The sequence below is a fragment of the Enterococcus sp. DIV0840 genome (genome assembly GCF_050527835.1).
In the GTDB taxonomy this organism is placed as follows: domain Bacteria; phylum Bacillota; class Bacilli; order Lactobacillales; family Enterococcaceae; genus Enterococcus_L; species Enterococcus_L ureasiticus.
Map to the genome: position 1 here is coordinate 832,741 of NZ_CP172876.1, position 23,612 is coordinate 856,352.

Consider the following 23,612-nt stretch of genomic DNA (forward strand, 5'->3'; position numbering starts at 1 on the left):
CAGCTTTCGATATAATAGAGAATGAGGAGTTGATAAGATGTCGTTGACGATAGAAGAAGCAATCGATTGGATTCATAGTAGACTACCATTTGGATCTAGACCAGGTCTTGATCGAGTGGAAGCATTATTGAAAAGAGTCGGTAATCCAGAAGAAAAAGTACCGACGATCCACATTGCAGGCACAAATGGAAAAGGCTCTACAGTAACATATTTACGCTGTATGTTAGAAGAATTAGGACTCACTGTGGGAACTTTTACTTCTCCGTATATCGAGCATTTTAATGAAAGAATTGCCATTAACGGACATGGGATTTCAGACAATCATATCATCCAATATGTGGAAAAATATCAAGAGTTGATCAAAGACATGGATCAGCAGCCGGAAAGTGCTGGAATCACTGAATTTGAAACATTGACGGTTATGGCCCTGGATTACTTTCTAGATGAACAAGTAGATATTGCCATTGTCGAAGTCGGACTTGGTGGGTTATTAGATAGTACTAATGTAGTGAAACCAATGCTAACAGCAATCACTACGATCGGAAAAGATCACACAGAAATTTTAGGCGATACCCTTGAAAAAATTGCTTTCCAAAAAGCTGGAATCATTAAAGAGGGAATATCTGTTGTGACCGGCAATATTGAAGAAGAAACGTTTGTTGTGATCAATGAAGTCGCCGCAGGAAAACACAGTAGAGTGTATCGTTATGAAAAAGACTATAAAGCAGAGTACCGACATCCGGATAAAAATTGGGGCGAGATCTTTGATTTTTATGGTGAAGCAGGCAAATTGCCTAAAGTAAAAGTACCTTTATTAGGTCGTCATCAAGTAGAGAATGCGGCCGTTTCGATTCAGCTATTTTATCTCTATTGCGAAATGCAGCAAATCAATTTTACAGATAGAGATGTTTATCAAGGGTTGGCTCAGGCTCAGTGGCCTGCTCGAATGGAAAAAATCAGTGATGAACCATTGATTATTTTAGACGGTGCCCACAATGACCATGCTATGCGCCGTTTAGCTGAAAATCTGAAAAAGGAATTTCCAAATCGGGATATCCATATTTTATTCTCAGCATTAGCGTCCAAAAATATCGATCAAATGATTGCGATATTAAGGAAAGTCCCAAATGTACATCTGTATTTGACTACCTTTGATTATCCTAGAGCAATCGATTTAACTAAAATGGAACATTTTGAAGATGATAAAACACAGATCGTTTCATTATGGCAATTTGGTTTAGGTGAGATTTTAGAAAAAATGTCGGCAGATGACTTGATGTTAGTGACGGGTTCACTTTATTTTGTTTCACAAGTTCGTGAATTGTTATTGAATATAGGATCTGGCGATGAGAGTTAGTCTCATATTTTCCAATTTTTCTGTCAAGACTATACGAGCTCACTTCGCTTTTGCTTTGAGACACAGTGAATAAAATGAACTGATATTGAAAAGTACAAGGGTTTCAAAGAAACTGTTGCTCATTAATTATTATACGAGGAGGAAATTATGAAAAAAATCGATGGCGTAATTTTTGATATGGATGGTCTATTATTTGATACGGAACTGATTTATTATCAGTCATCTCAAAAAATAGCAGATGCGATGAACATTCCATACAGCAAAGAAGTTTATTTAGAATTTGTAGGTGTGTCGGATGAAGAGGTGCAAGAAAATTATCATCGAATCTATAAAGATTTCGGTAAAGAAAAAGTAGATGAGTTTATCCAACGTTCGTATGATGATACCTATCAAGTATTTGAAGCAGGAGAAGTTCCATTAAAAGAGGGGGTTCTAGAATTACTCGATTTTCTTGATCAACAAGAGATTCCAAGAATTGTTGCTTCAAGTAATGTCCGCCCAGCAATCGAATTATTATTAGATGGCGCTGGGATCAAGGAACGCTTTTCAGGAATCGTATCGGCAGAAGATGTGACCCGAGCAAAACCAGATCCACAAATATTCCGAAAAGCTTTAGCTAACCTTGGTACAAAGGCAGAGAACACTTTGATCTTTGAAGACTCATTTCATGGTGTAACAGCGGCTGATGCAGCAGGAATTCCTGTGATCATGGTTCCAGATCTGTTGGCACCAACCGATGAAATCAAAGCAAAAACGTTGGAAATTTTTGAGAGTTTAACTCAAGCTCCAGTTTATTTAAAAAAATAAAAACCACACTCCTTTGCGTATCTTTTGTTAGAAGAGCATAAAGGAGTGATTTTTTGATCAAAGAAGAAAAATTATTTATTAGAGAAATGCCCGAAGATTGTTTACCTCGTGAACGTTTAGAAGTCGTAGGTGAAAAAGCCTTATCAAACCAAGAATTGTTAGCGATTTTACTAAGAACGGGTTCAAAGAATACGAATGTGATGGAGGTAGCGTCCAAATTTTTGAATTATTTCAATCACTTATATGAATTGAAAAATGCCACCCTTACCGAAATGATGGAAACCAAAGGAATTGGTCGAATCAAAGCAATTGAATTAAGAGCTGCAATAGAGTTTGGTTATCGAATTCAACAAAGTACTCAATTGAAGTTAGGAAAGGTTTCTTCCAGTTATCAAATTGCCCAAAATCTGATTTATGAATTACAGGATTTTCAACAAGAGCATTTAGTCTGCTTGTATTTAAATACTAAAAATGAAGTGATTAAACAAGAGACTGTTTTTAAAGGATCCCTGAACCAGTCAGTAGCACATCCAAGAGAGATTTTTCGCAGTGCAGTGAAATGTTCTGCGGCACGTTTAATCCTTGCTCATAATCATCCAAGCGGTAATCCAACTCCATCAGAAAGTGACATTCATTTTACGCAAAGAATGCAGGAATGTGGAAAGATGATGGGAATCGAGGTTTTGGATCATATCATCATTGGAGAACAAGTTTACATCAGCATGAGAGAAGAAAATTTTTTTGCGGCAGACTAGCTAGATTTCTTGCAAAAATAAGGGTTCGCATGTACAATATATGTGTAATCTTGTTTGGGACAATATAGAAGTTTTAATTTTAAAACCCTCTATCGTACACGGGCAATGTTACAATATTTAGTGCTTAAGCACGAGGAGGAACAAAAGAATGGAACAAGGAACAGTAAAATGGTTTAACGCAGAAAAAGGATTTGGATTTATCTCTCGCGAAGACGGTAGCGATGTATTCGTACATTTCTCAGCTATTCAAGGTGAAGGATTCAAAACAATCGAAGAAGGTCAATCAGTAAGCTTCGACGTTGAAGATTCAGATCGTGGACCTCAAGCAGTTAACGTTGTAAAAAACTAATCAATCCATTCCAAAACATCTGACATTTGTCAGATGTTTTTTTGCTGTGAAACACTGCGATTGAGAAGTAGCGCAGATGTTTAACAGTACTAAACGACCAAAGTGAGAGGGGACCTTACTAGTGAAATACCTACAGTTTACATCAAAAAAATCAAAAGAATAAATACATTACAAAGCAAATATGTTTCAATTAAGATCAAAAAACAAGCAAGAATAAATCTAGCATAAAACAAAAAAGGCATCCGTGATTTACCATTCACTGGATGCCTTTAAATCGTATTAGAACTTGAATCGCTCATTTAGGTTGATAACTCCTTAAATAGATTTTTTCAATTCTTTTACTGCTTGTGTAATCGTGATACCATAAGCGATATTTGCTTGGTTATTTGCATCGATAGCCATAAACAAATTTCTCTCTGTATCAAGTGCTACACGGTATTTTAATACTTTATTACCAAATGTCATAATAATTCTCCTCTCTTGATTCTTATGAAAGGCAACGATATCTGATAACGAAATTCCATGATTACTATAACATGGCTTTTTAGAAGTGTAAAGAAGAAAGTTTTTTACTCGGCAGTATTTTTGTAGAAAACCCTTTCAAGTAGTATAATAGAAGTACCTAAGAAGGAGGTTTTTATCATGGAAGAGACCTATAAGAATATTTTAGTGGCTGTAGATGGTTCTGATCAGTCAGAAAAAGCTTTTCAAGAAGCAATCAAGATTGCCAAACGAAATAGCGCAACTTTACACATTTTATCTGTTATTGAAGAGATGGGCAATTATTTTGGCGAACTAACAATGTCGATGGGAACACTGATGGAAGATCTTCGTGCAAGAGAAGAAGAAGAAATGAAAAAAAGAGAGTCAAAAGCTCTTGAAACAGGAGTGTCCCAAGTATACACATACGTTATGTATGGCTATCCGAAAACGTTGATTGCTGATTTTACAGAGTCAAAAGAACCCATCGATTTAATTGTAATCGGCAGAACTGGTTTAAATGGATTTGAAAGATTGATGGTGGGTTCAACGACTTCTTATGTTGTGAACCATACAAAAGCGAATGTTTTAGTAGTGAATAATGAGGTTTAAATAGTAAATCATTTATCGGAAATAGGCTGATTAGGTGTAAACCTTGTCAGCTTTTTTTGAGTGTTGACATTAAAGCTTGGTTACATGTTATAGTACTTCAAAAGAAAGAGGAGGAATGAAATGACAGGGAAAACAGTAAAAGAAGTAGCTAGAACACTTAATATTCCAAAATCAACATTAAGATATTACGACAAAGTCGACCTACTAAAGCCAAATAGAGAAGGAAACGGCTATCGAGTTTACCAAGAGGTTGACCTTACAATGATCAAATACATATTAGTGATGAAATATGGTGAATTCAGTCTCGGAGAAATGCAGACCGTTTTAAACATGATGCAAATCGATTCATCGGCTGTCTGCAGAGAAAAAACTACGCAATTAATAGAATCTAAGAAAAAGATTTTCCAAGATAAAATCAATTACTATAAACAAATATTGGTTTTATTTGAAAAAGTTCCAGAAATAAAAGAGTTCAACAATGAAGAAGAAAACGAAATCGATCGTTATATTGAGCAAATTTACCATACATTCATAGCAAATGGAGATATTAATAAATGAGAACACTGTTATTTGCGCCAGAAACATTTAACTTAGCGGAAACAACTAGAATGATCGAAGTAGCGAAAGAGTGCCAGTCACAAGCAAACTGTATTTTTATGGGGTATAGTCGAAAATTTGCCACCTTCATTGAAAAAGAAGGGTTTGAATTTAGGTATTTAACACCTCATTTAACAGATACTGATATAACAAATATCATGAACTTTGATCAAATGAAAAGCATTAAAATACCTTTTACTTATGACCTCTTGAAAATGAGAATAGAAAATGAACTGCAGTTGATCGAAGAACTCAATCCAAATGGAATTATTATCGGTTCTACGATGAGTCTGTTAATAAGTGCCCGTGTCAAAAAAGTTCCGCTGATTTATGTTAAACCGTACGCATATAGTCGAGCTCACGTAGAAGGACCGTTATTTATGGAGAAGTCCAATCCGTACTTAAAAAAAATGGTGAAATCATTCATTCTAAAGTTAAAATGGCTTCCCAAAGATATCAAAAAACTGATAAAAGAGTTTGGCGTAGAAGCTCAATTTACTTATTCGATCGACGTAATGTCTGCAGATTTAAATTGTATTACTACACCTGAATTATTAACAAAAAATCCGGATTTACCAAGCGATAGTATTTATGTAGGGCCAATTTTCGCAAATGATGAATAGATACCCATACAGTTACAAGACCTTTTAGAAACTAGTATAAAACCTCTCATTTACTGCAGTATGGGAAGTTCTGCTAATCGTCAACTTATCTTTGAGTTGCTATGGAATTTTGATACATTGCCAGTTGAAGTGATTAGTCCGATGAAAAGTTATCTAACAGAAGAACAAATAGCACAACTACCAAAAAATGTTCATCTCTATGATTGGTTACCAGCAAAAGAAGTGCAAAGTAAAGTAACTGCTTGTGTTCTTCATGGTGGGGAAGGAACAATCCAAACAGCTAGTCTCACTGGAAAACCATTTATCGGTATTGGTTTACAAAAAGAGCAAGAATATAATATCAGCTGTTGTGTTGAATATGGCAATGCGATCCAAATAAAGAAGAACAAACTAAAAAATCAGACTGTATTTCAAAAGAATATCGAAGAACTATTGAACAATCCCATATATGAACAACAAGCTAAGAAATTGCAACAAGAGTTAAAAACAATCAAAGGGAGTTTTATAGCAGCAAAAGAGATTATGGAATTTTTATCTGTATAGGCTAAACAAAAGAAGCAAAACTAGGAACATTCCCAGTTTTGCTTCTTTTATATTCAAACTCATGAAGTCATGATCATTGGTAAAATCATTGGATGACGTTCTGTTTTTTCAAATAGGAACGGCTGTAATGCGGCTGTTATCGCATCACACAATTTCGCTTCTGTACAATTTTCATCTCGTAATGCTTCACGGATTGCATTGAACAATAAACGCTGTCCTTCATGAATCATTTCGCCTGATTCTCTCATATAGACAAATCCGCGGGATAAAATATCTGGACCAGCCAGAATTTCTTTATTTTTAATATCGACAGTCGCTACTGCTAAAACTAAACCTTCTTCTGAAAGAATGCGGCGGTCACGCAAGACGACATTTCCAATATCGCCGACGCCATTACCATCTACATAAACATCGCTAGCATTGAAGTGTCCGGCAATACGAGCATCATCTGATGTTAAAGCTAGCACATCACCATTTTCCATAATGAAACAATTGTCCGCTGGTACACCAACATCTTGTGCTAACGACTCATGGATTTTCAACATTCTAAATTCACCATGAACGGGTACAAAATATTTAGGTTTCATTAAGCTCAACATTAATTTTTGCTCTTCTTGGCCACCGTGACCAGAAGTATGGATATTATTGATTTTTCCATGAATAACTTCAGCGCCTGCTTCTGAAAGCAAGTTGATCAGACGGTTAACACTTGTTGTATTTCCAGGAATAGGTGAACTTGAAAAGATCACTGTATCACCTGGTTGTACTGAAATTTGACGGTGTGTTCCGTTAGCGATTCGACTCAGTGCTGCCATCGGTTCACCTTGGGAACCCGTACATAAAATCATCGTTTCACCAGCAGGTAATTGATTCAGCTCACTAGCATCCACAAATGTTCCTTTTGGCACATTGATATAGCCTAAGTGTTCGCCGTTCACAATCGCATTCTCCATACTACGACCAAACACTGCTATTTTACGTCCTGTTGCAACAGCGGCGTCCGCAGCCTGTTGAAGACGGAAAATATTTGAAGCAAAACTGGCAAAGATGATTCTTCCTTCTATTTTTTCAAAAATCTTTAAAATAGAAGAACCAATCGTTTTTTCTGATTTAGTAAAGGTTGGGATTTCCGCATTTGTACTATCAGAAAGTAGACATAAGACGCCTTCTTCCCCTAATTTTGCCATACGGTGCAAGTTTGCAGGTTCACCAACAGGGGTAAAGTCAAACTTGAAATCTCCTGTTGCAACGATATTTCCTGACGGTGTCTTAACAACTACACCTAAAGCATCAGGAATACTATGCGTTGTTCTAAAAAAGCTGATCGCGGTTTTACGGAAACGAATTACAGTATCTTCATTGATTTCATGAAGTTCAGCATCCCGCAATAAACCATGTTCATCCAATTTATTGGTAATCAAAGCTAAAGCTAAAGGACCAGCATAAATCGGTATATTAGCTTGGCGTAATAAATACGGCACACCACCGATATGATCTTCGTGTCCATGAGTGATAATTAACGCTTTAACTTTATGCAGATTTTGAACGATATAACTGTAATCAGGAATAACATAGTCGATCCCAAGCAAATCATCTTCTGGAAACTTGATTCCAGCATCAATAATGATGATCTCATCTTGAAATTGAACCCCATAAGTGTTCTTTCCGATCTCGCCCAAACCGCCTATTGCAAAAACGCCGGTTTCATTGTTTTTTATATTTACTTTCATATTAAAACTCCGTTAAAGAGAATTCCGCGTGCTCTTGTTCATAAGCTAGGTGATTTTCATCAAGTGCTTGAATGTATTCAATGTTGTATGGGGTATTTTCTTCTACTTGTTGACGCACGATAACATCGCTTTCTGCTTCAACATAAATAGATTTTGTATCTTCTCTTTTTGGGTTTCTTATTTTTGTTTCTTGGTAATAAACTTTATATATCATATGTTTTTTCTCCTTTATCTGCCAAAGCAGTTAATTATTTATTTTTATATTTTCTTACTGTAATTTTTGAACACAACAAAATGAGGTGGTTGACCACCTTAAAAACAATTGTCACCAAAAACATTCGTTGATGATGAAATGAAGCCTCGACTTTGCTTCACTTTACTTGTTTTATGGAAACTGTACTTTCTTTCAACCGTCCATTGTGTTGTGCTGTACAACAATTAATCGTATTTTATCACAAAACAGCGAATAAGTATAGAAACAGACTTGCCACTTTAAAGAAAATATTATTATTCATTTGGTTCATTTAGAGGTGGGACTTTCTTTTTATTGAAATACAAATTTAGACCAATTAAATGCAGCAAATAGACGATCACTAATGTTGTTGTCATAAATGGATTACGGACGATAACACATGGAATTGCAAAAACCACAAATAAAGTTAAAAATAACTTTATTCGGCCGAGAGGTGTAATCTTTTTTTCCACAATAGATTCTTGGATATATTTTTGGTAATAGGTCGATTCAATAAATTTTGTATATAGATATTCAGAGCTGCGCATCCAGAAAAAAGCGGTTAAGATATAAAAAATCGTTGTGGGCAAAATCGGTAGGAAAATTCCTATCGTTCCCAAGCAAAATGTGAGACAGCCTAAAGAAATATAAAGTATTTTTTTCATTGATTCGATCCCATCACTTTCGTCTGATTTTAGTACAAAAATTAAAGTAATCACCATTATACCATAGTAAAAATGGTCCCGTTTATTAATCTGTTAAAAAGTGCGTGATTTTCACTTAAATATAATTTACCTAGCCGTTAGTTTTATGCTATAGTGAAAGTACTGGGTCAAAAATTGGAATGGGAGATGATTGATTGAAATTGATGTGGCGTTACACGATGAGATATAAGAAGCTATTATTTTTAGATTTCATTTGTGTTTTTGGATTTATATTGATAGAACTAGGGTTGCCGACGATTTTAGCACGAATGATCGATGTTGGGATCAAAAATAATGATTATGACTATGTAAAACAGCAAGGTTTGTTGATGATTGGGATCACGGTCGTTGGTGTAGTAATGAATATCATGCTAGGGTATTTTGGCGCACGAATGACAACAAATATTGTACGTGATATTCGTGATGATCTATTTGAAAAAGTACAGACTTTTTCCCATCGTGAATATGAAACAATAGGAGTCTCATCACTAATTACCAGAACGACAAATGATGCGTATCAAATCATGTTGTTTATGGGGAATATCTTGCGTATTGGTTTTATGACGCCAATGATGTTTTTTGTTAGTTTATATATGGTCATGCGCACAAGTCCATCATTAGGCTGGTTTGTTTTAGGAGCATTACCATTTCTTTTGGCAGCTGTGGTATTGATCGCTAAAGTATCTGAACCATTATCCAATAAACAGCAAAAAAACTTAGATGGAATCAACGGGATTTTAAGAGAAAACCTTTCTGGTTTGCGAGTGATTCGTGCTTTTGTAAATGAAAAATTTGAAGAAAGTCGGTTTAGCAAAGTCAATGAAGACTATACGAAAAGCTCTAAGAGTCTTTTCCGCTTAATGGCGGCAGCACAGCCAGGATTTTTCTTCCTATTCAATATTGTTATGGTGTTGATTATTTGGAATGGTGCACTTCAGATCGATCAAGGGAGCCTATTAGTTGGGGACTTGATTGCGTTTATCGAATATATTTTTCATGCACTATTCTCATTTATGTTATTTGCAAGTGTCTTTATGATGTATCCTCGTGCAGCTGTTTCAGCTCGCCGAATTCAAGAAGCATTCGATATGGAGCCTGTGATTCGCGAAAATGAAGCAGGTATCACAGAAACAAAGACAAAAGGCTACTTAGAATTTAAAAATGTTACATTCGCTTATCCTGGACACTCAGAAAGTCCTGTGATCCGTAATGTTAGTTTTACAGCGTCACCGGGTGAAACTGTTGCGTTTATCGGTAGTACTGGGAGTGGAAAATCAACATTGATTCAACTGATCCCACGTTTTTATGATGTTTCAGAAGGTCAAGTGTTGCTTGATGGAGTAGATGTACGGGATTACAAATTGAGTACATTACGCAATAAAATCGGTTATATTCCACAAAAAGCGTTACTATTTACTGGAACCATCGCAGAAAATATGCGTTATGGTAAAGAAGATGCCACAATAGAAGAAATGGAATTAGCAGCAGAGATTGCCCAAGCAACAGAATTTATTTCGCAAAAACCTGATGGATACGATGAACTTCTTTCAGAAGGCGGAACAAATTTCTCGGGTGGTCAAAAACAGCGTTTAGCAATCGCTAGAGCGGTGATTCGCCGTCCAGAGGTTTATATATTTGATGATAGCTTCTCAGCATTGGATTATCAAACAGATGCGAATTTAAGAGCTCGTTTGAAAAAAGAAACAACAGAATCGACTGTTTTGATTGTCGCTCAACGAGTTGGAACGATCATGCATGCAGATAAAATCATCGTATTAAACGAAGGAGATGTCGTTGGCATCGGTACCCATCGTGAATTACTTGAGAATTGCCCTATCTACTATGATATTGCTGCTTCTCAATTGTCAGAGGAGGAATTAGCATGAAAAACGCACTCTCTTCTATTAGACGTTTAGGCAGATATATCAATCCTTACAAAGGAACCTTTATTTTAGTGATTATCTTTACTATTTTGACTGTTGCTTTTAATGCAGCGATGCCTTATGTTTCAGGTCTACCAATCACTGAAATCAGTAAAAATATTGCAGCAGGGGATGGGTTGAATTACTCATATATTATCAAATGTTTGATTTGGATATTGATTGTAGGAATTGGTTATTGTGCGGCACAATTTTTGTCAGGATTTTTGATGGCAACGGTCGTTCAACATTCAATGCGAGATTTGCGTCGAGATATCGATGAAAAGATCAATCGTCTACCTGTTTCTTATTTTGATAAGAATCAACAGGGAAATATCTTATCTCGTGTGACCAATGATGTAGATGCTGTGAGTAATGCAATGCAGCAAAGTTTTATCAATATCGTTTCAGCTATTTTAGGAATTGTGATGGCTGTTGTGATGATGTTTTATATCAATTGGCTGATGGCGCTGATTTCGATCATCATGATTCCTTTATCCTTATTTATTTCCAAAACAATCGTTGGTATTTCACAAAAATACTTCCAAGGAATGCAAAATGCGCTTGGCAATCTAAACGGCTATGTGCAAGAAAATATGACTGGTTTTAGTGTTTTAAAACTTTATGGCCGTGAAGCAGAAACGTTACAAGGCTTTAAAAAGGTTAACCATAACTTGAATAGCTTTGGTTTTAAAGCAACGTTTATTTCAGGATTGATGTTACCACTTGTTCAAATGACAGCTTATGGAACCTATATCGGTATGGCTGTTTTAGGTAGTTATTATGTTATTACTGGTGCTATCGTGGTTGGACAGTTGCAAGCTTTTATCCAGTATATTTGGCAGATCAGTCAGCCAATGGGGAATATCACGCAATTGTCAGCGGCGTTACAAAGTGCCTCAGCTGCGACGACACGTGTATTTGAAATCTTGGATGAACCTGAAGAAGAATTAAATGAACACGATATTCCATTACCGAAAAACGTTCAGGGGTCAGTTCAATTTGATAATGTCAGCTTTAGCTATGATCCTGCAAAACCATTGATCAGAAACTTGAACTTTGAAGTACAAGCAGGTCAGACGGTGGCGATTGTTGGACCAACTGGTGCGGGAAAAACAACATTGATCAATTTATTGATGCGCTTTTATGATGTAAATGAAGGAGCAATCAAAATTGACGGTATCGATACGAAAAAAATGGATCGAAGTGATGTGCGTTCAGTCTTTGGTATGGTCTTGCAGGATGCTTGGCTATATGAAGGAACGATTGCAGACAATATCCGTTTTGGTAAATTAGATGCGACCGATTATGAAGTGGTAGATGCAGCTAAGACTGCCAATGTTGATCACTTTATCCGCACAATGCCTGATGGCTACGAGATGGAAATCAATTCTGAAGGAGACAATGTTTCTCTTGGGCAAAAACAATTATTGACGATTGCCCGAGCAGTAATTTCTGATCCAAGAATTTTGATTTTGGATGAAGCGACAAGCTCAGTTGATACTCGTTTAGAAGCGTTGATCCAAAAAGCGATGGAACGTGTAATGGAAGGGCGCACAAGCTTTGTGATCGCTCACCGTCTATCAACAATTCGTGAAGCTGACTTGATTCTTGTAATGAACCAAGGTGAAATCATTGAAAAAGGAACGCATATTGAGCTATTAGAGCAAGGCGGTTTTTATGAAAAACTATATAACAGTCAATTTGCTGAAGATGGCGACTACGATTAACAAGTATGAAGGAAAGACACCGATTAAGTGTGTCTTTCCTTTTTTTAATAGGGATGAACAAGACTTTTTAACTACAGAATTTATCCCAATTTGTTATACTAAAGATAGTAGAAGAGGTGAGCAACATGACAAAAGAGTATTTTATTGCAGCAAGTGCCGATGTATATGGTAATGTAGTGCTGGCTAAAGATACTAGTATTTGGTTTCAATCTGTGCTTAGAGGAGATAACAATACAATTACGATCAATGCAGGAAGCAATGTACAAGACGGCACAGTAATTCATGTTGATCAAGATGCCCCAGTGGTTATTGGTGAAAACGTGACGATCGGACATCACAGTATGCTTCATGGCTGTACGATAGAAGAGGGTGCCTTGATTGGGATGAGTTCAACGGTTTTAAATCATGCAGTGATTGGAAAGAATAGCTTGATAGGTGCCGGCTCCTTAGTTACGGAAGGGACGGAGATTCCACCAAATGTCTTGGCATTTGGACGACCGGCAAAAGTGATTCGTCCTTTAACGAGAGAAGAAATTCGGAAAAACAAAGAAAATGCCCAGCATTATGTAGCATTATCAAAAGAATTTGCTGCAGGAAATTATACACGATTAGACTAGGAAAAAATCGTAGTCGGAACCATTTACATGTACCTACAAATTTTTGGCTTACTAGTTAAGAAAGAGGTGAAGAATGGATGTATTTGAAAGTTAGCGATGAAGCTCAGGTAAAATTGATTCCTTATATCGAAAACAAAGCAGTGATTATTTTAGATTTAGACGATGGTGTTGGTAAGTATTCTAAAATGGGTATCTGCTCTCTTGATACAAGCTTTCGCTTATTGATATTGGATCAATTGCAGGATAAATCTGATTTTGATTTGACAGTAGATTCCGATATTGGGGCTATTTATATCAAAGATTACTCTAAACGCTATTTGGACGAAGAGATGACGCTAGAAGTTGATCCGCGTTTACAAGTCTTTAAATTGAAAAGTCCTAGTGGGATTTTAGATGGGAATGTGCCAATTGTAGATTTAAGACCGTAATAAACTAAAAAGAGGTTGAGACAAACACCGAGGGCATCGCCCTTATGGGTATTTGTCTCAACTTCTTTTTAATCTGGCCTTTTTAGATCAAACAAGTCATTAATATGAGCATACGTATTACCTGCTAAACGTGCAATTGGTTTGAAGACTTCTGGTAAGATGTACTCACGTTCTTGATCAAATACAGCTTCATCAAAATAAAAATCGGTTATCTCGACAATAAATAAATCGGTAATGATTTGATCGTGATGATTTTTAATTGGAACATATTGATGTAACCGTGCTTCCATACGAATAGGCGCTGCCGTGATTCCAGGAACAGTCACAGATTTACTAGCAGTCGTTTCTATTTTGTTGATGGTAATTTCACTTTGATCTGCCCTTAAAGAAGCCGCTGTTTGATTCATGGATTCAACTACGTGGTCATTGACTAAGTGGATTACCAGTTCATTTGTTTCTATAATATTTCTTGCGGTATCTTTTGTTTCTCCATTTCGTCTAAGAATCGATAAGGTGACTAAAGGAATATCGGAAGCTGCAGCATTAAAAAAGCTGAATGGTGCCGCATTTATAGTTTCTTGATCCTTATTCAGTGTTGTTACCCACGCGATTGGACGCGGGATGATACTGCCTGATAGAAATTTATAGGATTGTTTTGATGATAAATATTTAGTCGGATAATGCAACATAAGGCTTCTCCATTTCTCTTTTATTAACGTGCTTTATTTGCATCAGAAGTGTCAAAAGGACGAACAAATTCTTCGATTTCTTTTCTTTTTCCTTCTAAAAATGGTGGTAAAGATAATTTTTCTCCAGCTGCTTCATACGTTTCATCTTCTAAGAATCCTGGTCCATCAGTAGCTAATTCAAATAAAATATGAGGAGCCGCTCTGAAATAATCAGATTTGAAATAAAAACGTTCAACAAAACCAGAGCTAGGAAATTGAAGTTGATTGATTTTGTTGATCCAAAAACGTAATACGTCTTGATCTGCAACACGAAGAGCTAAGTGATGAACATTTCCAAAGCCTTCTTGTGCATCTGGAAGATCGTTTCGATGTTCAACAATGATACTGCCGCCATTGCCTCCTTCACCGACTTCAAATAAATGGAAATTACCTTCAGCATCGACTAGCTTAAAGCCTAACACTTCAACTAAAACTCGTTGCATATGGTCAAAATCTGCTACGGTTACAAAGACTGGACCTAATCCAATCAGCGCGTGCTCAGCTGGAACGTCTGTTTTTTTCCAAGGTGTTCCACTTGCTACACCTTGATTGTTCTCATCAGAAATCAATTGATACTGCTGTTTGTCGAAATCTTCAAATTCAAGATATTTTTTACCAAAACGTTCTTGGATTTCTCCATGATTAATTTTATTTTCGTTAAAGCGTTCGATCCAATAAGCTAAAGAAGCATCGTTTTTAACGCGAAATGATGTACGAGAAATAGTATTTGTTCCTTTAGTTCCTTGCGGGATGCCAGGGAAATCGAAAAAGGTGATATCAGTACCAGCTGAACCAAGGTCATCAGTGAAGTATAAGTGGTAAGTTTCGATGTCATCCTGATTAACTGTTTTTTTGATTAGGCGCAACCCTAGAGTGTCTGTAAAAAAGCGATAGATTTTTTCTGCACTTGATGTCATAGCTGTAACGTGATGAATTCCTTTAATTTGTGTATCCATAATATAAAACCTCCAAATTGATAATTATTATTTTTCACTTACTAAAAGTAAGTTTACATCTAAACCAAGAATTAAGCAACTGTTTTCTCTTCTCCTAACTATTGATGGAAAGAATAAAGAGGAGTACTATAGGGATATTAAATGAAAAAAGGAAAGTAGGGGAAGATCATGGAAGAGAAAAAAACGTTTCATGTTAATGGATACATCGCGTTAGTAGTGCTAGTTATTTTAATTATTATTGGCGGGTACTTTACTTATATTGGCGTAATGGACGAAAGTTTTGGCATGATCACAATTGGTTTGGTATTGTGGGGGATATCAGCCCTGTTTTTAAGCTCATTAACGATCGTTAGTGCAAATCAGGCGAAAGCAATCTTATTTTTTGGACAATATTTAGGTACAATCAAAGAGAATGGCTTATTTGTGACAACACCTTTAACTCAAAAAATCAATGTTTCACTAAAAGTACGAAACTTTAATAGCTCGTTGTTAAAAGTAAATGATTCCGATGGGAACCCTGTCGAAATTTCTGCGGTCGTTGTTTTCAAAGTCGTTGACACGGCTAAAGCTTTGTTCGATGTGGACCGTTACCAAGACTTTATAGAAATCCAAAGTGAAACGGCTATCCGTCACATTGCGACACAGTATCCGTATGATACGTTCAATGATGATGATTTGACTCTACGTGGAAATACAACCGAAGTTTCAGAAGAAATGGCGAAAGAATTTCAAGAACGTCTAGCTGTTGCGGGAGTCGAGGTCATTGAAACGCGCTTAAACCATTTAGCCTATGCGACTGAAATTGCTAGTGCGATGCTGCAAAGACAACAAGCCAAAGCGATTCTTTCAGCACGGCAAATTATTGTTGAAGGGGCGGTTTCTATGACGCAAATGGCTTTGGAACAAATCGAAGACGGGCAAGAAATCAATTTTACTGACGACCGTAAAGTTCAATTGATCAACAATCTTCTCGTATCGATTATTACAGATAAAGGAACCCAACCAGTTATCAACACTGGAGATGTTCATGAAAGATAGAACGAAAAACGAACAGATAAAGGAGGCAGAGGCTGCTAAATTAGAAGCTTCTGTCTTCAATTTTCAAAAATATTATAAAACAAAAGAAAGTGAGTCTCCTATGCATTATAAAACAATTTTATTTGACTTAGATGGAACAATCACTGATTCTGGGGAAGGGATCATTAACTCTGTCATCTACGCTTTAAAAAAGATGAACTTAAATGTGCCGAATCAAAACGATTTATTTTCTTTTATAGGCCCGCCATTAAGTGACTCATTTAAAAATTTATATCATTTAGATGACCAGTTCACTGAGCAAGCAGTAGGTTATTACCGTGAATATTATCAAGCCAAAGGAATGTATGAAAATCACTTATATGAAGGAATACTCGAAGTACTGACCGACTTACAACAAGCTGGTTGTACTCTTTATATCGCCACCTCTAAACCAGAAATCTACGCAAAACAAATCTTAGCTCATTTTAAACTAGATCGTTATTTTGTTGGGATATATGGAGCTAGTTTGAATGGTGAACGTTCAAAAAAAGGGGATGTTATACGATATGCTCTGAACTCTGCAGGAATTACCGATTTAAACAAAACACTGATGATCGGTGACCGCAGTCATGATATGATTGGAGCAAAAGAAAATCGACTAGCGTGTATTGGTGTGTTATATGGATTCGGTGATCAAGTAGAATTGGAAACCGCTGGTGCTGATTATATAGCAGAAACTCCTGAAGATATAGAAAAAATAATTTTAGAAAAATAAATAGAAATGCGAGCTTCCAACTTAGGAGGCTCGTTTTTAATGTATTCAGTAAGCTTATTTTACTTATACTCTTAAAAACAAGATTTTATCTTAAGAAAACAAGAATAATTATGGTGATTTAGTGAAAAAGATGAGAGATTCTCAAACTTTTTAATGAAATGCTGATAAATTGATAAAAGAAAGCCCTTTCTTCAGTTATAATTAAGTTCAATACATCACATGGAGGAGAGTCTTATGAGCAAAACAAAAACAGTTATCGTAGGTGCCAATCACGCAGGAATCGCTGCGGCAAACACATTATTGGATACTTATCCAGATCAAGAAGTAGTAATGATCGACCGAAATACGAACCTTAGCTATTTAGGCTGTGGAACAGCACTATGGGTAGGACGCCAAATCGAATCTTATGAGAATTTATTTTATACGAATAAAGAAGCCTTTGAAGCAAAAGGCGCTAAAATTTTTATGGAAACTACAGTGGAAAGTATCGATTTCAAACAAAAAATCGTTCATTGTAAAAAACATAACGGCGAAGAATTTACAGAAAGCTATGACAAATTGATCTTAGCAACTGGATCAGCACCAATCAATCCAACGATTCCAGGAAGGTACTTGAAAAATGTAGAATTCTTAAAACTTTTCCAAGATGGTCAAACAGTTGATGCTGCAATGGCAGAAGCAGAAGTCAAAACAGTTGCCGTGATTGGGGCAGGTTACATTGGTGTTGAAATCGCTGAAGCGGCGAAACGCCGTGGCAAAAACGTTCTATTGTTTGATGCCGCAGAAAGATGTTTGCCGAATTACTATGACAAATGGTTTACAGATGATATGGACAAAGTCCTAGCTGAGCATGGCATTGAACTTCATTACAATGAATTGGCGAAAGAATACAAAGGGACCGAAAAGGTTGAAGCGATTGTAACAGACAAAGGAGAATACGCCGTAGACTTGGTAATCAATGCAATTGGTTTCAGACCCAATAATGGTTTAGGAAAAGACCACTTAGAATTGTTTGCTAATGGTGCCTATCTTGTTGATCTTCATCAACAAACAAGTGACCCTGATGTCTATGCAGTCGGTGATTGCGCAACGATTTTCTCAAATGCTGTGCAACAAACAACGTATATCGCGTTAGCAACAAACGCAGTTCGTTCAGGAATCGTCGCAGCGCATAACGTTGGCGGAACACCATTAGAATCGATCGGTGTTCAAGGTTCAAACGGTATTTCAATTTTCGGTTACCACATGGTGTCTACAGGATTGACTGTTCAAGAAGCAGGAAAATTAGGCCTGAAAATAAAATATACTGAATTTGAAGATTTACAAAAACCTGGTTTTATGAAAGAAAATAACAAAGTGAAAATCAGAATCGTATACGAAGAAGACTCACGCCGTATTGTTGGAGCACAGATGGCTTCTTATGAAGATATCTCAATGGGAATCCATATGTTCTCATTGGCAATCGAAGAAAAAGTAACGATCGACAAACTAAAATTACTAGATATTTTCTTCTTACCACACTTTAACCAACCATATAACTATATTACAATGGCCGCACTTAGTGCAGAATAATTAGGGTTTTAATGGCTGAGGACATAAGTTCTCAGCCTATTAATTTGATTTTAAAAAGAAATCAAATCTTACAAGTTAGTGACTTTTCTCTAAAAAAGTTTAAATTTAAAAAGCTTTCATGTATAATGGTTAAAGTTAAAGAAGATACATAGAAAGTAAGGAGGATTTGTTTTGGCAGAAGATAACCAAAATAATCAAGATCATTCCAACGCTTCATTCAAAGATCAGGTCTTGCGTTCTTTGCGGGGAGAAGAAATAGGGAATGATGATTCAGCTTCTTCTGAACACAATGCTCAGAACGTATCGCAGCATAACGAAGCAGAATATAATAGAACACAACGTTCTCAACCAGATAATCAAAAAGACCCGATAAAACTAGATGAGTTGGAATCAGTTGGCTCCCGCAGTACAGAGCATCACACAAAACGACCAGAGGCGCTGGATGAACAGTTAGATCCTGGGAACACTCAGAGCCCTAATGAAGATGATTCTAACAAACGTACTAGAAAGAAAGAAGATCGTATTGTCAGCCGGATCGTGCTGATTGTAGCATCTGTTTTGTTATTAGTGATAGCCATTTTTGGGTTTACTTTCTATAAGTACGTCAATGCAGGATTACAACCGCTTGACCCAAAGGATAGTAAATTAGTTCAAGTACACATTCCAGAAGATTCATCGAATAAGAAAATCGCCAACATTTTAGAAGACAGCAAAGTCATCAAAAGCGGAATGGTGTTTAATTATTATGCGAAATTTAAGAATCTGACTGATTTTCAGGCAGGCTATTATCAAATGTCCCCAGACATGACGCTAGATGAGATTGGCGCACTTTTAAGAGAAGGTGGAACAGCAGAGCCGACACAACTTGCTGATGGAAAAGTAACGATTCCAGAAGGCTTTGATATTGATAAGATTGGTGATGCAATCGAAAAGAATACTAATTTCAAGAAGGATCAATTTATTGAATTGATGAAAAATCAAGCATTCTTTGATACGATGAAGGTGAAATATCCAGAGTTACTGACAAGTGCAGCTGAAGCAAAAGATGTTCGTTACCACTTTGAAGGGTACTTATTCCCAGCAACATATGATTACTACAAAGATGCAAAACTAGAAGATTTTGTCGATCAAATGATTGCCAAGTCCAATAGTGTAATCGAACCGTTTATCCCAATGGTCCATGCTAAAGGCATGACGATCCAACAAGTGTTGACACTGGCTTCATTGGTTGAAAAAGAAGGCGTAAAAGAAGAAGACCGTAAGAAAATTGCACAAGTTTTCTTTAATCGAATTGCGGCTAATATGCCGTTACAATCAGATATTTCTATTTTATACGCGCTAGGTGAACATAAAGAATTAGTTACGTATAAAGATTTAGAAGTAGATTCACCTTATAATCTTTATAAAAATACTGGTTATGGTCCTGGACCATTTGACAGTCCAAGTGAGCAAGCAATCAACGCTGTTTTAAATCCAATAGCGAATAATTATCTTTATTTTGTTGCTGATATCTCAACTGGAAATGTTTATTTTGCTGAGACTTATGAACAACATCAAGAATATGTGGAACAATATGTAAATAAATCAGAAACTGAAAAAAGTGAATAACTTTTAAGTTTGCGTAATATATTACGAGCCAACCTATAACTTAGGCGGCTCGTTTCGCTTTACTCAGGATTCGCGCGTTCAAGTACAAGAAGGAGACTGAAAGAGCAATCTATTAGAAAAAATTCTAGCAGATTTATAAAAATTAAGTGAATATTATTTACAATTTGCTTAAAGCGTGGTACTCTTTTCTGGATTGAAAGCGGAATTTTTCAACGAAAATAAAATAAAAACATTGTAGTAAGTTAAGAAGGAGAAATTAACATGGTAGAAAAAGTATTTCCTATGACACTTGAAGGCAAAGAAAAATTGGAACAAGAACTTGAAGAACTAAAAACGGTTAAACGAAAAGAAATCGTTGAACGTATAAAAATTGCAAGAAGTTTTGGCGATCTATCAGAGAACTCAGAATATGAGTCTGCCAAAGATGAGCAAGCTTTTGTAGAAGGAAAGATCACTACTTTAGAAAATATGATTCGTTTTGCGGAAATTATTGATAATAATGGCGTTGATACTGATGAAGTATCAATCGGTAAAACAGTGTCATTTATTGAATTACCTGATGGTGATGAAGAAGAATATACTATTGTAGGTAGCGCAGAAGCTGATCCTTTTTCTGGTAAAATTTCAAATGATTCACCAATTGCACAAGCATTGATTGGTAAAAAATTAAACGATCAAGTCGCTATTGCAACTCCTGGTGGAGATATGCAAGTAAGAATCACAAAGGTTGGTTAACAAAACAGTTAATAAGAACAAAGGGCGGGCCAAAGCTATTATTAGTTTTGACTTGCCCTTTAAACCTGATTAATAGCGAGTTGATTCCTGTTAGTTGTAGAAAAATTAGGGCTAAAGTCCTATAGTAAAATGGGGCTTTAGCAACTAACATTAATAGGGGAATCAAGGTATACTAATTTCATAGGAAGGGGGATTATAATGAATAACCCATGGCGTTTTTTTATCGTAGTAGAAGCACTACTTTTTATATTAGCCTTATGGCAAATTATACATAACCCAGGCTTAGCAGTAGTATTAGTACTGGGTATCTTGAGTGCTGTTTATGCACTGAAAAAGGTTCATCGCAGTAATTTTAATAATTTCCAATTAGTGTTGGGTATTATCTTGATTTTGATTGGGGTAATGAATAGTCCTGCATTTTGGTTGATGTTAGTCTTTGGCGTTTTATTTATTGGTTTAAAAGGTGTAGAAATCGCAGGCGTTGATATCACTCAGCGTGCACCTTGGAGAAAGAAACAAATGATCATGGTGGAAACAACTAATGTTGAACCAAAAAGCGGACGTCGTTTCAAACGTCCATGGTTTGCTAATGAACGTATCGGTAGTAATGTTTATGAATGGGATGACATCAATATAGATGTTCTTTCAGGTGATACGATCGTTGATTTAGGCAACACTTTATTGCCCAAAGATGACAGCATCATCATTATTCGTAAAGGTTTTGGCCGTACAAGAATTTTAGTTCCGCTAGGCGTTGCCGTAACACTAGAACATTCTACTTTTTATGGAAATGTTAACTTTGAAGAAGAGAAATATCATCTGAAAAACGAATCATTAAGAGTCTACAGCAATGACTTTGATACAAATAACCGCCGCTTAAAAATCATGACTAATACGTTGGTCGGGGATCTTGAGGTGATTCGTGTATGATGGGTAAGATTTCTCGACAGATGCTTTCCTTGTACGCCGCTTGTAGTACGTTTATTGTAGTTTTACTTACTCTATTTTCATACTTTCATTCAATCAAGCAAAAAAATTGGATGTTGGAATTACTTCAAAGGAAAGTATTTTACATTCCTTTGATTTTCCATATGCTTTTGATTTCACTTTTAGTGGGATTATCAACATTTCTACTCGTATCTATTGTACAAAAGGCACAATATGGTAGAATTGAAGAAAAACTTCGGTTATTAGCAAGAGGGAGCTACGAAAATCCAGCTTTGGCTAAAAATGTAGCACATGCTAGTAATGATCAATATATCGGGGAAGTTGACCGAGATATTTCCAAAGTCCAAACGAAATTATTAGAAATGTCAAAGGAATTGCAATTATTGAATAGTCGTCCCCAGTTGATGGACGGTGAAACAAAAGAAGAAATTTTAGAAGAAGAGCGTCACAGGCTCGCTAGGGAGTTACATGATTCTGTCAGTCAGCAGCTATTTGCCGCAATGATGATGCTATCAGCCCTAAATGAGCAAGCACAACGAAGTGAAACACCAGAGATATTTCGCAAACAGTTAGTAACAGTAACAGATATTATCAATGCTTCTCAATCTGAGATGCGTGCTTTATTGCTTCATTTACGTCCAGTAAGCTTAGAAGGAAAAAGTTTACGTAAAGGGATCGAGCAATTATTAAAAGAGTTACAGACGAAAATCAAAATCGAATTGACTTGGGATGTTGAAGATGTTCATTTGAATAATAGTATTGAGGACCATTTGTTTAGAATTGTTCAAGAACTATTGTCCAATACGCTTCGTCATGCTAAAGCAAAAGAACTTGAAGTTTACCTTCATCAAGTAGACAAAAACGTTTTATTGCGTTTGGTGGATGATGGTGTGGGATTTGATATGAGCGAAAATGACAATAAGGCTGGCAGTTACGGCTTAAAGAATATACGAGAACGTGTAGCTGGAATGGGCGGTATCGTTAAAATCATTAGTTTTAAAGGACAAGGGACAAGCGTTGAGATCAAAGTGCCTGTAATAAAGGAGGAAATAACAAGTGATCAAAGTAATGTTAGTGGATGACCATGAAATGGTACGATTAGGCGTATCTTCATATTTATCGATTCAAGAGGATATTGAAGTAGTTGGGGAAGCTGAAAACGGCCAGGTTGGTTATGAAAAAGCGTTAGAACTACGACCTGATGTGATTTTGATGGACCTAGTCATGGATGTGATGGATGGAATCGAATCAACAAAGGCGATTTTAAAAGATTGGCCGCAAGCACGAATCATTATTGTCACTAGTTTTATCGATGATGAAAAAGTTTATCCAGCGATTGAAGCTGGCGCTGCGGGTTATCTATTGAAGACCTCTACGGCTCATGAGATTGCAGATGCTATCCGTGCTATTTCTAGAGGAGAACGTGTTTTAGAACCAGTAGTAACAACTAAAATGATGGAACGTTTGACGAAGAAGCAAGAACCTGTTCTACACGAAGACTTGACGAATCGTGAACATGAAATTTTGATGTTGATCGCCAAAGGACGTAGCAACCAGGAAATTGCTGATGAGTTATTTATTACGCTTAAAACGGTTAAAACCCACGTATCAAATATCTTAGCAAAATTAGATGTTGAAGACCGCACACAAGCGGCTATTTATGCGTTTCAGCACGGATTAGCAAAATAACAAGTTGAATCAAATGGTGATTTAAGGTGAATAAGATAAACGCTATTAGTTTGTCTTGTTCACCTTTTTTTGTATATTAATTAGTAACGAAATAAAGCCTC

26 protein-coding genes are annotated in these 23,612 nt (G+C 36.3%); 20 read left to right on the top strand and 6 right to left on the bottom strand.

The genetic code is table 11. From position 1 onward, the window contains the following. Window positions 1-37: 37 nt before the first annotated feature. The 4 genes from IGL98_RS03870 (at window position 38) to IGL98_RS03885 (ending at window position 3,268) form a co-directional block, all read left to right on the top strand. Window positions 38-1,357, top strand: coding sequence for a bifunctional folylpolyglutamate synthase/dihydrofolate synthase (locus IGL98_RS03870; RefSeq protein WP_206911746.1), 1,320 nt, complete (start codon window positions 38-40; stop codon window positions 1,355-1,357). Between the two features lie 147 nt (window positions 1,358-1,504). Then, window positions 1,505-2,164: an HAD family hydrolase gene (locus tag IGL98_RS03875; RefSeq protein WP_206842715.1), complete on the top strand. Its 660-nt coding sequence runs from the start codon at window positions 1,505-1,507 to the stop codon at window positions 2,162-2,164. An 86-nt stretch (window positions 2,165-2,250) separates the two neighbouring features. After that, window positions 2,251-2,919 (top strand): RadC family protein, encoded by a 669-nt coding sequence (gene radC, locus IGL98_RS03880; protein WP_069646029.1) that lies wholly within the window; start codon window positions 2,251-2,253, stop codon window positions 2,917-2,919. 148 nt (window positions 2,920-3,067) lie between these two features. Next, window positions 3,068-3,268: a cold-shock protein gene (locus IGL98_RS03885; RefSeq protein WP_010760372.1), complete on the top strand. Its 201-nt coding sequence runs from the start codon at window positions 3,068-3,070 to the stop codon at window positions 3,266-3,268. Window positions 3,269-3,583: 315 nt separating this feature from the next. Here the strand turns inward: IGL98_RS03885 and IGL98_RS03890 are convergent, their stop codons facing one another. Continuing rightward, window positions 3,584-3,733, bottom strand: a complete 150-nt coding sequence (locus IGL98_RS03890) for a hypothetical protein (protein ID WP_167351769.1) — start codon at window positions 3,731-3,733, stop codon at window positions 3,584-3,586. Between the two features lie 177 nt (window positions 3,734-3,910). On the opposite strand from IGL98_RS03890, the gene IGL98_RS03895 reads away from it, so the two are divergent. From IGL98_RS03895 to IGL98_RS03910, 4 genes are all read left to right on the top strand, one after another. Then, window positions 3,911-4,360 (top strand): universal stress protein, encoded by a 450-nt coding sequence (locus IGL98_RS03895; RefSeq protein WP_206842716.1) that lies wholly within the window; start codon window positions 3,911-3,913, stop codon window positions 4,358-4,360. 120 nt (window positions 4,361-4,480) lie between these two features. Then, window positions 4,481-4,918, top strand: a complete 438-nt coding sequence (locus tag IGL98_RS03900; protein ID WP_206842717.1) for a MerR family transcriptional regulator — start codon at window positions 4,481-4,483, stop codon at window positions 4,916-4,918. Next, on the top strand, window positions 4,915-5,580 hold the full coding sequence (locus IGL98_RS03905) for a hypothetical protein (protein WP_206911747.1): 666 nt from the start codon (window positions 4,915-4,917) through the stop codon (window positions 5,578-5,580). The genes IGL98_RS03900 and IGL98_RS03905 overlap by 4 nt, the downstream gene beginning before the upstream one ends. Before the next feature lie 60 nt (window positions 5,581-5,640). Continuing rightward, on the top strand, window positions 5,641-6,123 hold the full coding sequence (locus IGL98_RS03910) for a glycosyltransferase (protein WP_430605008.1): 483 nt from the start codon (window positions 5,641-5,643) through the stop codon (window positions 6,121-6,123). Window positions 6,124-6,182: 59 nt separating this feature from the next. Here the strand turns inward: IGL98_RS03910 and rnjA are convergent, their stop codons facing one another. The 3 genes from rnjA to IGL98_RS03925 form a co-directional block, all read right to left on the bottom strand. Next, window positions 6,183-7,853, bottom strand: coding sequence for a ribonuclease J1 (gene rnjA / locus IGL98_RS03915; RefSeq protein WP_206842719.1), 1,671 nt, complete (start codon window positions 7,851-7,853; stop codon window positions 6,183-6,185). Window position 7,854: 1 nt separating this feature from the next. Further along, entirely contained in the window at window positions 7,855-8,067 is a 213-nt protein-coding gene (locus IGL98_RS03920; RefSeq protein WP_069645646.1) for a DNA-directed RNA polymerase subunit epsilon, read from the bottom strand. Window positions 8,068-8,360: 293 nt separating this feature from the next. Further along, window positions 8,361-8,750 (bottom strand): YbaN family protein, encoded by a 390-nt coding sequence (locus tag IGL98_RS03925; RefSeq protein WP_206842720.1) that lies wholly within the window; start codon window positions 8,748-8,750, stop codon window positions 8,361-8,363. 194 nt (window positions 8,751-8,944) lie between these two features. On the opposite strand from IGL98_RS03925, the gene IGL98_RS03930 reads away from it, so the two are divergent. From IGL98_RS03930 to IGL98_RS03945, 4 genes are all read left to right on the top strand, one after another. Then, complete coding sequence (locus IGL98_RS03930) at window positions 8,945-10,675, top strand: ABC transporter ATP-binding protein (RefSeq protein ID WP_206911749.1); 1,731 nt, start codon at window positions 8,945-8,947, stop codon at window positions 10,673-10,675. Next, window positions 10,672-12,438, top strand: coding sequence for an ABC transporter ATP-binding protein (gene efrB, locus IGL98_RS03935; protein WP_206842723.1), 1,767 nt, complete (start codon window positions 10,672-10,674; stop codon window positions 12,436-12,438). Before IGL98_RS03930 ends, efrB begins: the two co-directional genes overlap by 4 nt. A gap of 125 nt (window positions 12,439-12,563) precedes the next feature. After that, window positions 12,564-13,055: a gamma carbonic anhydrase family protein gene (locus IGL98_RS03940; protein ID WP_206911750.1), complete on the top strand. Its 492-nt coding sequence runs from the start codon at window positions 12,564-12,566 to the stop codon at window positions 13,053-13,055. Window positions 13,056-13,132: 77 nt separating this feature from the next. After that, window positions 13,133-13,483 (top strand): iron-sulfur cluster biosynthesis family protein, encoded by a 351-nt coding sequence (locus IGL98_RS03945; RefSeq protein ID WP_206842725.1) that lies wholly within the window; start codon window positions 13,133-13,135, stop codon window positions 13,481-13,483. A 68-nt stretch (window positions 13,484-13,551) separates the two neighbouring features. On the opposite strand, the gene IGL98_RS03950 is transcribed toward IGL98_RS03945, so the two are convergent. Together IGL98_RS03950 and IGL98_RS03955 are read right to left on the bottom strand one after the other, a co-directional pair. Beyond that, window positions 13,552-14,172, bottom strand: a complete 621-nt coding sequence (locus IGL98_RS03950; protein ID WP_206842726.1) for a flavin reductase family protein — start codon at window positions 14,170-14,172, stop codon at window positions 13,552-13,554. A 23-nt stretch (window positions 14,173-14,195) separates the two neighbouring features. Continuing rightward, the gene (locus IGL98_RS03955; protein WP_206911751.1) at window positions 14,196-15,167 is read right to left on the bottom strand and encodes a ring-cleaving dioxygenase; all 972 of its coding nucleotides are present in this window, start codon (window positions 15,165-15,167) and stop codon (window positions 14,196-14,198) included. A 168-nt stretch (window positions 15,168-15,335) separates the two neighbouring features. Between IGL98_RS03955 and IGL98_RS03960 the strand changes: the two genes are divergently transcribed. The 8 genes from IGL98_RS03960 to IGL98_RS03995 all read left to right on the top strand — a co-directional run bounded on the left by IGL98_RS03960 (window position 15,336) and on the right by IGL98_RS03995 (window position 23,511). Beyond that, complete coding sequence (locus tag IGL98_RS03960; RefSeq protein ID WP_206911752.1) at window positions 15,336-16,205, top strand: SPFH domain-containing protein; 870 nt, start codon at window positions 15,336-15,338, stop codon at window positions 16,203-16,205. Window positions 16,206-16,305: 100 nt separating this feature from the next. After that, entirely contained in the window at window positions 16,306-16,959 is a 654-nt protein-coding gene (locus tag IGL98_RS03965; RefSeq protein WP_206911761.1) for an HAD family hydrolase, read from the top strand. A 234-nt stretch (window positions 16,960-17,193) separates the two neighbouring features. After that, complete coding sequence (gene nox / locus IGL98_RS03970; protein WP_206911753.1) at window positions 17,194-18,531, top strand: H2O-forming NADH oxidase; 1,338 nt, start codon at window positions 17,194-17,196, stop codon at window positions 18,529-18,531. 438 nt (window positions 18,532-18,969) lie between these two features. Then, on the top strand, window positions 18,970-20,139 hold the full coding sequence (mltG, locus tag IGL98_RS03975) for an endolytic transglycosylase MltG (RefSeq protein ID WP_422851613.1): 1,170 nt from the start codon (window positions 18,970-18,972) through the stop codon (window positions 20,137-20,139). A gap of 261 nt (window positions 20,140-20,400) precedes the next feature. Continuing rightward, a complete protein-coding gene (gene greA / locus IGL98_RS03980) occupies window positions 20,401-20,874 on the top strand; it encodes a transcription elongation factor GreA (protein WP_069645635.1) in 474 nt (157 codons plus the stop codon). 198 nt (window positions 20,875-21,072) lie between these two features. After that, the gene (gene liaF / locus IGL98_RS03985) at window positions 21,073-21,804 is read left to right on the top strand and encodes a cell wall-active antibiotics response protein LiaF (RefSeq protein ID WP_069645634.1); all 732 of its coding nucleotides are present in this window, start codon (window positions 21,073-21,075) and stop codon (window positions 21,802-21,804) included. Further along, window positions 21,801-22,904 carry a sensor histidine kinase gene (locus IGL98_RS03990; protein WP_069645633.1) on the top strand — a complete coding sequence of 368 codons (1,104 nt, stop codon included), beginning with the start codon at window positions 21,801-21,803 and terminating at the stop codon, window positions 22,902-22,904. The genes liaF and IGL98_RS03990 overlap by 4 nt, the downstream gene beginning before the upstream one ends. Next, entirely contained in the window at window positions 22,879-23,511 is a 633-nt protein-coding gene (locus IGL98_RS03995) for a response regulator (RefSeq protein ID WP_206842730.1), read from the top strand. Before IGL98_RS03990 ends, IGL98_RS03995 begins: the two co-directional genes overlap by 26 nt. The last annotated feature ends 101 nt before the right edge of the window (window positions 23,512-23,612 follow it).

Coding starts and splice junctions, on each gene's coding strand:
- IGL98_RS03895 (WP_206842716.1), top strand. CDS start 3,911: ATGGAAGAGACCTATAAGAATATTTTAGTGGCTGTAGATGGTTCTGAT.
- IGL98_RS03910 (WP_430605008.1), top strand. CDS start 5,641: ATGGGAAGTTCTGCTAATCGTCAACTTATCTTTGAGTTGCTATGGAAT.
- IGL98_RS03870 (WP_206911746.1), top strand. CDS start 38: ATGTCGTTGACGATAGAAGAAGCAATCGATTGGATTCATAGTAGACTA.
- greA (WP_069645635.1), top strand. CDS start 20,401: ATGGTAGAAAAAGTATTTCCTATGACACTTGAAGGCAAAGAAAAATTG.
- IGL98_RS03920 (WP_069645646.1), bottom strand. CDS start 8,067: ATGATATATAAAGTTTATTACCAAGAAACAAAAATAAGAAACCCAAAA.
- IGL98_RS03900 (WP_206842717.1), top strand. CDS start 4,481: ATGACAGGGAAAACAGTAAAAGAAGTAGCTAGAACACTTAATATTCCA.
- IGL98_RS03960 (WP_206911752.1), top strand. CDS start 15,336: ATGGAAGAGAAAAAAACGTTTCATGTTAATGGATACATCGCGTTAGTA.
- IGL98_RS03955 (WP_206911751.1), bottom strand. CDS start 15,167: ATGGATACACAAATTAAAGGAATTCATCACGTTACAGCTATGACATCA.
- IGL98_RS03940 (WP_206911750.1), top strand. CDS start 12,564: ATGACAAAAGAGTATTTTATTGCAGCAAGTGCCGATGTATATGGTAAT.
- nox (WP_206911753.1), top strand. CDS start 17,194: ATGAGCAAAACAAAAACAGTTATCGTAGGTGCCAATCACGCAGGAATC.
- efrB (WP_206842723.1), top strand. CDS start 10,672: ATGAAAAACGCACTCTCTTCTATTAGACGTTTAGGCAGATATATCAAT.
- IGL98_RS03945 (WP_206842725.1), top strand. CDS start 13,133: ATGTATTTGAAAGTTAGCGATGAAGCTCAGGTAAAATTGATTCCTTAT.
- liaF (WP_069645634.1), top strand. CDS start 21,073: ATGAATAACCCATGGCGTTTTTTTATCGTAGTAGAAGCACTACTTTTT.
- IGL98_RS03875 (WP_206842715.1), top strand. CDS start 1,505: ATGAAAAAAATCGATGGCGTAATTTTTGATATGGATGGTCTATTATTT.
- IGL98_RS03890 (WP_167351769.1), bottom strand. CDS start 3,733: ATGACATTTGGTAATAAAGTATTAAAATACCGTGTAGCACTTGATACA.
- IGL98_RS03885 (WP_010760372.1), top strand. CDS start 3,068: ATGGAACAAGGAACAGTAAAATGGTTTAACGCAGAAAAAGGATTTGGA.
- IGL98_RS03990 (WP_069645633.1), top strand. CDS start 21,801: ATGATGGGTAAGATTTCTCGACAGATGCTTTCCTTGTACGCCGCTTGT.
- IGL98_RS03965 (WP_206911761.1), top strand. CDS start 16,306: ATGCATTATAAAACAATTTTATTTGACTTAGATGGAACAATCACTGAT.
- rnjA (WP_206842719.1), bottom strand. CDS start 7,853: ATGAAAGTAAATATAAAAAACAATGAAACCGGCGTTTTTGCAATAGGC.
- IGL98_RS03925 (WP_206842720.1), bottom strand. CDS start 8,750: ATGAAAAAAATACTTTATATTTCTTTAGGCTGTCTCACATTTTGCTTG.
- IGL98_RS03905 (WP_206911747.1), top strand. CDS start 4,915: ATGAGAACACTGTTATTTGCGCCAGAAACATTTAACTTAGCGGAAACA.
- IGL98_RS03950 (WP_206842726.1), bottom strand. CDS start 14,172: ATGTTGCATTATCCGACTAAATATTTATCATCAAAACAATCCTATAAA.
- radC (WP_069646029.1), top strand. CDS start 2,251: ATGCCCGAAGATTGTTTACCTCGTGAACGTTTAGAAGTCGTAGGTGAA.